Raw genomic sequence first — 5,659 nt, 5'->3', positions numbered from 1 at the left:
CTGCTGACCCATCACGCAGCGGTCCGGCCGAACCATTCGGCCGTGATCTTCGATAAGACGAGCCGGTCCTATTCGGACCTGGCCGACGAGAGCCGGTGCCTTGGCGCAGGTCTTATCAGCCTTGGCTTACGGCCCGGATCCCGGGTAGGCCTGCTGTCTCGCAACTGCGGCGCCTATTTCGAATTGCTCGCGGCCTGCGGTTTTGCTCGCACCGTTCTGACGCCCGTCAACTGGCGCCTGGCCCCCGGCGAGATCGCACTCGTCCTGAAGGACGCCAATATCGATATCCTTTTCGTTTCGTCGGAATATCTCCATATTGCGCTCGATCTGATGAATGATCTCGGTCGAGCCGGTCGCTTGATCCTTTTGGACGGGACACCTCCCCATCTAGTGCGCGCTTACGAGGACTGGCGTCGCCCGTTTGAGGCGGTGGGCGCGGCCCTTCCCCAGGCGAATGCCGGCGACGTTCTCCTGCAGATCTACTCGTCGGGCACGACAGGCGCTCCGAAGGGCGTCGAGCTCACCCAGGGCAACATGCTGGCGTCGGCTAAGCAAACGCTGCACGGCTTGGTCGGTCCCTGGTCAGCTGACGACCGGCTGCTGATTCCCTTACCGCTCTTTCACGCGGGCGCCTTGCTGACCGCCAGCTATGCCTTGTTTACCGGTGCTACCAGCATCGTGCTGAAGGACGCGGAGGTAGAGGCTCTGATGTCGGCCGCTGAACATTACCGGGCGACCAAGATGGGACTGGTGCCCGCCCTCATCCAGAGGATGATCGGGTCGGCGACCTTCCGCAAAGAGCGGTTCGCCACTCTCGATACCATCATCTACGGCGGCTCGCCAATTACGTCTGACCTTCTGCATAGGGCGCTCGCAGCTTTCGACGCCGGCTTCGTACAGTTGTTCGGCTCTTCGGAAACGTTCACGGTCGGCACGGCATTGTCGCCTGACGACCACCGGGACGCCGCTCTTCTCGCCACTTGCGGCCGGCCGATGAAGGGCATCGATATCCGGGTTGTCAGGGTTGACGGCTCGGAAGCCGATTGCGACGAGCCAGGAGAGGTACTGATCCGCTCACCAACGGTGATGAAGGGCTATTGGCGCCAACCTGACCAGTCGGCAGAGGTCCTGCGCGACGGCTGGTACCACACGGGCGACATCGGAAGCCTCAGACAGGACGGTGTCCTGGCGATCTGTGGTCGCCTGCGGGACATGATAATCTCTGGCGGCGAGAACATCTACCCGCTCGAGATCGAGAACGCGCTCTCGGCACACGCCGACGTTGCCGACTGCGCCGTCATCGGCGTCCCTGACGAACGATGGGGCGAGGCGGTGATTGCGGTCGTCGTCCCAGCGGCGGGCGCGCGACCGACGCCGGAAAGCCTGATCGCGCATCTTCGGGAACGGATCGCAAGTTACAAATGCCCCCGCTCGGTCATCCTTGTCGATGCCCTTCCCCGCAACGCGAGCGGAAAGGTCCTGAAGCGCGTTCTGCGACAGACCCATGGCCTGGGGGCGGTGGTATGAGCGAGGATTTGGCTTCGCTGGTACTCAGCGCCCTACGTAGGCGCGTTCCGCGAATTGAAGGGGTGCAAGAGTTCCAGCGACTGACCGGAGGCGCGATGCAGGAAACCTGGTCATTCGAGGCAACCGGAGCGGAAGGTCGGCGCGGACTCGTGCTGCGACGCGCGCAAAACTGCGGCGCGACGCCGCGGCTCGGGACGATTGGTTTGCCCGAACAGGCAGAAGTGACGCGGGCGGCGAGACGCCACGGCGTCCCGAGTCCGGAAGTCATCGCTGTGCTGGACGATCGCGACGGGCTGGGTCCAGGATTCATCATGGCGATGGTGGAGGGTGAAACCGTTCCGCAAAAGATCCTCCGCAGCGACGAGTTCTCGTCCGTTCGACGTGTGTTGGCCGCCCAGTGCGGGGATATTCTCGCCCAGATCCACGCAACGCCTCTGGACGACCTTCCCATTCTCCCGCGCGTTACGGTGCTGGAAAAGGTGACGCAGCTCCGTCGGCAATATCTTGCCCTGTCACGACCGCTCCCGGTATTCGAACTGGCCTTTCAGTGGTTGATTCGCCGGCTGCCGGAAGAACCCGATCGCCCGCGCCTGGTGCACGGCGACTTCCGCAATGGCAACCTGATCATCGATGCGACCGGGATCGCTGCGGTACTCGATTGGGAACGCGCCTTCATCGGCGACCCGATGTTCGACATCGGATGGCTGTGTGTCGGGTCATGGCGCTTCGGCGAGATCGACAAGCCGATCGGAGGGTTCGGGTCAATCGGCCAGTTCGCGGCATCGTACGCTGGAGGGGGCGGCGAGATGAACCTTGAACGCGCGCGCTTCTGGGAGGCCTACGGCATCCTCGACTGGGGGGTGACCACGCTGGAACTTGCGGCGGAGGCGGCTGAGACCGGGGCGCTGGAGGCGGCGGCCATCGGGCGGCGAACCACGGAAACCGAAATCGACCTGCTACGCCTCATTCGCGATGATAAGGAACGAGCATGAGCCATCCATCCAAACCGACCAATGCCGCAGATCTAGTAAATCTAGTGGCCTCCTATCTTCGAGAAGATCTGCGCCCGAGTCTCGGTGGTCGCCACAAGTTTCTTGCGTTAGTCGCCGCGAATGCGCTGAGCATCGTCGCCCGCGAATTGCAACTTGGTCTCGCCGCCGATCGCAGGGAATGCGACCGGCTGGCGCATCTGTTTTCGCGGGCGGGCGATCTGGACTCGCTCAATCGCGATCTTTGCGAGGCTCTCGCCGATGGACGGATGGATGAGGATACCCCCGAACTCTTGCCGCATCTGTTCGCGTCGACGATGGATCGGCTGGCGATCGACCAGCCGCAATACGCCGCATATCGCCGCGAACTTTCGGAGTATCCCGACGGCTATACGATGCGTCTCGGCGGCGGGGACAGCTTCGGTTCACACACTGCCCCCCAACACAGAGGAGCCGCCCAATGATCGTTCCGGAAGGCATGACACTCAGACTCGACGCTCGCGACGAGTTCCAGCACCAACCAGAAGCCGCGTCGAACTACAACGAGAGCATGTATTTCGATATGTTCGACAATAAAAAGGGCATCGGGGCTTGGCTGCGTATCGGCAATCGGCCGCACGAGGGTCATGCCGAGACCACCGTTTGTATCCATTTGCCGGACGGCCGTGTCGCCTTCTGGTTCAACCGTCCCTCGATCGCGAGCAATGATCGTCTGGACGCGGGAGGATTGAAGGTGGAGATCATTGAACCCTTTCATCACCTGGTCGTCAGCTATGACGGACCGCTGCTGCTCCTGGATGATCCAATGGCCCTGCTCGACGCCAGGACGGCGTTCAAGCAAAGTCCCCGTGGCCAAGGTCGGATCCAGTTCGACCTGACCGCCGCGTCACCGATGCACGGTGGTGAGATAGTCAATCCTGACGGTACTGCTTGGGCCCTCGATCCGGCGACGTCGTCCTATCGTGGGCATACCGAACAACATGTGGCAGTCACGGGAACCGTAGAATTGGACGGTGAAGTGTTGGATTTCGACGGTTTTGGCTTCCGGGATAAATCATGGGGGCCCCGGCACTGGGGCAATCTCTATTGGCACAAATGGACACCGGTCACGTTCGACCGCGATTTCGGCGTGCTTCTGGCCTTGATGGGGCGACCGGGGCAGCCGCCAGCCGTTGTCGGCCACATTCACCGCCATGGTGTCCTGCTGCCGTTAAAGGATGCCAGACTGGAGGTCGATTACGACGCCGATGGCATTCAGAGGAAGTTCAATCTCGATCTGCTGACCGAGAATGGATGGACTCACCTGACCGGCGAGGCTCTTTCGAATGTTCCGCTGCAGCATCGCAGAACGGATGACAGCGGCCATGAGACCCGCGTGCGAATCGTCAAAGCCATGACGCGCTTTACATGCGAAGGCCGTTCGGCACTCGGTATGTCCGAGTTCCTTGATCTAATTGAAGATGGGTGCCCGGTTTCGCTGGCCTCCGTCAACTCATGAGCCAAACCATGTCGACTGGACAAAATGAAGGAATCGACGTCGAGGTCCTTTCCTATTGGCTTGTAAAACACGTCAAGGGCTTTCGCGCGCCCCTAACTATTGAGCGTTTCCCCGGCGGCCAGTCAAACCCGACCTACAAGCTTATCACGCCCCAAAAAATATACGTCATGCGCACCCAGCCGCCAGGCCCAATCTTGAACAGCGCTCACGCCGTCGATCGCGAATATCGTGTGATCAAGGTGCTCGGCGGAACGAACACTCCGGTTCCGATCGCTTACGCCTTGTGCGAGGATCCCGACGTGATCGGGCGATCGTTTTTCGTGATGGATTGCGTGCCCGGTGTCATCCACTGGCAGCCGGACTTTCCCGACGTCGCACGCGCCGATCGCGCAAACCATTTCGACGCGATGAATATAGCACTCGCCAGCCTGCACCAAGTTGATCCCGATGTGGTCGGCCTGAGAGATTTCGGCAAAACTGGCGGCTATCTTGAGCGTCAGATTCGACGCTGGACTAGGCAGTATGAAATCGACCCTGAGGCGGGCCGACTTGAGCGAATGGACATTCTAGCAGCATGGTTGGCGGACAATGTCCCCGATGACGACGAGGTTTCGATCGTTCATGGCGATTTCCGTTGCAACAATCTCGTGTTCCACGGCGACAGAGCCGAGGTGGCGGCCATCCTCGACTGGGAATTGTCCACACTTGGTCACCCAATCACAGACTTCGCCTTTCATCTTATGATGTACCGGGTCCCGCCGGGAATTCAAGGTGGTGGCTTGAAAGGGATGGACCTCACCGCCCTGAATATTCCGAACGAGGCCGAATATGTCGGTGCTTATTGCCGTCGCACGGGGCGCGACGGCATTCCCCACTTGCAATTTCACGTCGCATACAACCTTTTCCGGTTTGCCGCCATCGTTCACGGTATCAAAGGCAGGGCGTTACGCGGCAACGCCTCGTCTGGGCGAGCGCTCGAAGTCGCCGCAGTTCTCGAGACTTTCGTTGATCTCGCCTGGAGTGAGGCTGGACTGGCAGGCCTGCGGTGAAAGCGGTGGCCCTCTATGCCTCAGCGCATGCCGATTCCGACCTGAACCGGTATCTAGGATTTGACTATCTAGAAGTGAGTCCAGACTGCGTTGTTGCGCGGCAGGCCGCAACACTGTGCGGCCGCGATCGGCCAAACAGCGATCATGTCGACACCAGGGCGTTGCTTGCCGTGACAGATCACGTCATGGGCATGGCCCTGCATATCGCACTGGATCTTAAAGGACCTCTTGCTACCGTTGATTTGAAGATGGAACAGTTGGCTCTCCTCAAACCGGGTCCCGTTTTCATCCGCGTATCGACGACACCACTCACCTCGCTTCTCGCGTTCGTGACGGCAAAGCTGGACCAAGGAGATCAGGATAACCCGGTTGCGAAGGCCAGTGCCCGCTTCATGGTTGGTGCTTGGCCAGGCGGCGGCGGCGGAGCGTTTCCGCCTCCGCTCGATACACCCATAGACTTGAGCGGAATCGTGGACTTCGCTAGTTTCTCCGGCCTTCCTGCCGACACTAATCCAAAGGCGCGATTCGATGTTGAACCGCGCGAGCGCCTAATCGGCTGTCTCTTATACACATCTGACGCTGCCGACGAGCGATCT

The 5,659-nt window shown here is 60.5% G+C and carries 5 protein-coding genes; all 5 read left to right on the top strand.

Going from position 1 to position 5,659, the window contains the following annotated elements; genetic code table 11:
• Window positions 1-1,527: class I adenylate-forming enzyme family protein (locus EBBID32_RS13470; RefSeq protein ID WP_037490717.1), on the top strand; the 1,527-nt coding region annotated here is incomplete at its 5' end.
• Entirely contained in the window at window positions 1,524-2,519 is a 996-nt protein-coding gene (locus EBBID32_RS13465) for a phosphotransferase family protein (protein WP_196805661.1), read from the top strand. The genes EBBID32_RS13470 and EBBID32_RS13465, both read left to right, overlap by 4 nt.
• Window positions 2,516-2,980 (top strand): DUF6285 domain-containing protein, encoded by a 465-nt coding sequence (locus tag EBBID32_RS13460; RefSeq protein ID WP_006958720.1) that lies wholly within the window; start codon window positions 2,516-2,518, stop codon window positions 2,978-2,980. Before EBBID32_RS13465 ends, EBBID32_RS13460 begins: the two co-directional genes overlap by 4 nt.
• A complete protein-coding gene (locus EBBID32_RS13455; RefSeq protein WP_006958718.1) occupies window positions 2,977-4,014 on the top strand; it encodes a DUF7064 domain-containing protein in 1,038 nt (345 codons plus the stop codon). The genes EBBID32_RS13460 and EBBID32_RS13455 overlap by 4 nt, the downstream gene beginning before the upstream one ends.
• 8 nt (window positions 4,015-4,022) lie before the next feature.
• Window positions 4,023-5,063, top strand: coding sequence for a phosphotransferase family protein (locus tag EBBID32_RS13450; RefSeq protein WP_006958716.1), 1,041 nt, complete (start codon window positions 4,023-4,025; stop codon window positions 5,061-5,063).
• The last annotated feature ends 596 nt before the right edge of the window (window positions 5,064-5,659 follow it).

This window comes from Sphingobium indicum BiD32, assembly GCF_000382885.1.
Lineage (GTDB): Bacteria > Pseudomonadota > Alphaproteobacteria > Sphingomonadales > Sphingomonadaceae > Sphingobium > Sphingobium japonicum_C.
Note: the sequence above shows the minus strand (reverse complement) of the source record. Positions and strands in the feature narration are given on the sequence as shown.